Annotated in this window: 2 rRNA genes; both read left to right on the top strand. The window is 54.1% G+C overall.

The window, feature by feature from the left end:
- Positions 1 to 26: 26 nt before the first annotated feature.
- A 23S ribosomal RNA gene (locus tag INT84_RS22875) occupies positions 27 to 2,933 on the top strand.
- A 95-nt stretch (positions 2,934 to 3,028) separates the two neighbouring features.
- Positions 3,029 to 3,144: ribosomal RNA gene (rrf, locus tag INT84_RS22870) — 5S ribosomal RNA — on the top strand.
- Positions 3,145 to 3,150 lie beyond the last annotated feature (6 nt).

The following is a 3,150-nucleotide window of genomic DNA, read 5'->3' as shown; positions in this document are numbered from 1 at the left end:
CGAAGTGAAACAGCTTCGGGTTGTGAGGTTAAGCGACTAAGCGTACACGGTGGATGCCCTGGCAGTCAGAGGCGATGAAGGGCGTGCTAATCTGCGATAAGCGCCGGTAAGGTGATATGAACCGTTATAACCGGCGATACCCGAATGGGGAAACCCAGTGCAATCCGTTGCACTATCATGTCATGAATACATAGTGGCATGAGGCGAACCGGGGGAACTGAAACATCTAAGTACCCCGAGGAAAAGAAATCAACCGAGATTCCCCCAGTAGCGGCGAGCGAACGGGGAGGAGCCCGGAGTCTGAATCAGCATGCGTGTTAGTGGAACGGTCTGGAAAGTCCGGCGGTACAGGGTGATAGTCCCGTACACCAAAATGCACATGCTGTGAACTCGAAGAGTAGGGCGGGACACGTGGTATCCTGTCTGAATATGGGGGGACCATCCTCCAAGGCTAAATACTCCTGACTGACCGATAGTGAACCAGTACCGTGAGGGAAAGGCGAAAAGAACCCCGGCGAGGGGAGTGAAAAAGAACCTGAAACCGTGTACGTACAAGCAGTGGGAGCCTCATTTATGGGGTGACTGCGTACCTTTTGTATAATGGGTCAGCGACTTATATTCTGTAGCAAGGTTAACCGTATAGGGGAGCCGCAGGGAAACCGAGTCTTAACCGGGCGTTAAGTTGCAGGGTATAGACCCGAAACCCGGTGATCTAGCCATGGGCAGGTTGAAGGTTGGGTAACACTAACTGGAGGACCGAACCGACTAATGTTGAAAAATTAGCGGATGACCTGTGGCTGGGGGTGAAAGGCCAATCAAACCGGGAGATAGCTGGTTCTCCCCGAAAGCTATTTAGGTAGCGCCTCGTGAACTCATCTTCGGGGGTAGAGCACTGTTTCGGCCAGGGGGTCATCCCGACTTACCGATCCGATGCAAACTGCGAATACCGAAGAATGTTATCACGGGAGACACACGGCGGGTGCTAACGTCCGTCGTGAAGAGGGAAACAACCCAGACCGCCAGCTAAGGTCCCAAAGTCATGGTTAAGTGGGAAACGATGTGGGAAGGCCCAGACAGCCAGGATGTTGGCTTAGAAGCAGCCATCATTTAAAGAAAGCGTAATAGCTCACTGGTCGAGTCGGCCTGCGCGGAAGATGTAACGGGGCTAAACCATGCACCGAAGCTGCGGCAGCGACGCTTAGGCGTTGTTGGGTAGGGGAGCGTTCTGTAAGCCGTTGAAGGTGGCCTGTGAGGGCTGCTGGAGGTATCAGAAGTGCGAATGCTGACATAAGTAACGATAATGCGGGTGAAAAACCCGCACGCCGGAAGACCAAGGGTTCCTGTCCAACGTTAATCGGGGCAGGGTGAGTCGACCCCTAAGGCGAGGCCGAAAGGCGTAGTCGATGGGAAACGGGTTAATATTCCCGTACTTGGTGTTACTGCGAAGGGGGGACGGAGAAGGCTATGTCGGCCGGGCGACGGTTGTCCCGGTTTAAGCGTGAAGGTGGGTGTTCCAGGTAAATCCGGAACGCTGTTAACACTGAGGCGTGATGACGAGGCACCACGGTGCTGAAGTGACAAATGCCCTGCTTCCAGGAAAAGCCTCTAAGCATCAGGTAACACGAAATCGTACCCCAAACCGACACAGGTGGTCAGGTAGAGAATACCAAGGCGCTTGAGAGAACCCGGGTGAAGGAACTAGGCAAAATGGTGCCGTAACTTCGGGAGAAGGCACGCTGGTGCGTAGGTGAAGCGGCTTGCCCGTGGAGCTGAAACCAGTCGAAGATACCAGCTGGCTGCAACTGTTTATTAAAAACACAGCACTGTGCAAACACGAAAGTGGACGTATACGGTGTGACGCCTGCCCGGTGCCGGAAGGTTAATTGATGGGGTTATCGCAAGAGAAGCTCCTGATCGAAGCCCCGGTAAACGGCGGCCGTAACTATAACGGTCCTAAGGTAGCGAAATTCCTTGTCGGGTAAGTTCCGACCTGCACGAATGGCGTAATGATGGCCAGGCTGTCTCCACCCGGGACTCAGTGAAATTGAACTCGCTGTGAAGATGCAGTGTACCCGCGGCAAGACGGAAAGACCCCGTGAACCTTTACTATAGCTTGACACTGAACATTGAGCCTTGATGTGTAGGATAGGTGGGAGGCTTTGAAGCGTGGACGCCAGTCTGCGTGGAGCCGACCTTGAAATACCACCCTTTAATGTTTGATGTTCTAACCTGGCGCCGTGAACCGGCGTGGGGACAGTGTCTGGTGGGTAGTTTGACTGGGGCGGTCTCCTCCTAAAGCGTAACGGAGGAGCACGAAGGTCAGCTAATCCTGGTCGGACATCAGGAGGTTAGTGCAATGGCATAAGCTGGCTTGACTGCGAGCGTGACGGCGCGAGCAGGTGCGAAAGCAGGTCATAGTGATCCGGTGGTTCTGAATGGAAGGGCCATCGCTCAACGGATAAAAGGTACTCCGGGGATAACAGGCTGATACCGCCCAAGAGTTCATATCGACGGCGGTGTTTGGCACCTCGATGTCGGCTCATCACATCCTGGGGCTGAAGTAGGTCCCAAGGGTATGGCTGTTCGCCATTTAAAGTGGTACGCGAGCTGGGTTTAGAACGTCGTGAGACAGTTCGGTCCCTATCTGCCGTGGGCGCTGGAAGATTGAGGGGGGCTGCTCCTAGTACGAGAGGACCGGAGTGGACGCATCACTGGTGTTCGGGTTGTCATGCCAATGGCACTGCCCGGTAGCTAAATGCGGAAGAGATAAGTGCTGAAAGCATCTAAGCACGAAACTTGCCCCGAGATGAGTCTTCCCTGAGACTATAAGTCTCCTGAAGGAACGTTAAAGACGATGACGTTGATAGGCCGGGTGTGTAAGCGCAGCGATGCGTTGAGCTAACCGGTACTAATGAACCGTGAGGCTTAACCTTACAACGCCGAAGCTGTTTTGGCGGATTTGAGAGACTATTTTCAGCCTGATTACAGATTAATCACTGCGCGGACGCGGGGTGATAAACAGAATTTGCCTGGCGGCAACAGCGCGGTGGTCCCACCTGACCCCATGCCGAACTCAGAAGTGAAACGCCGTAGCGCCGATGGTAGTGTGGGGTCTCCCCATGCGAGAGTAGGGAACTGCCAGGCATCAAA

The organism is Superficieibacter sp. 1612_C1 (assembly GCF_015234305.1).
Lineage (GTDB): Bacteria > Pseudomonadota > Gammaproteobacteria > Enterobacterales > Enterobacteriaceae > Superficieibacter.
Note: the sequence above shows the minus strand (reverse complement) of the source record. Positions and strands in the feature narration are given on the sequence as shown.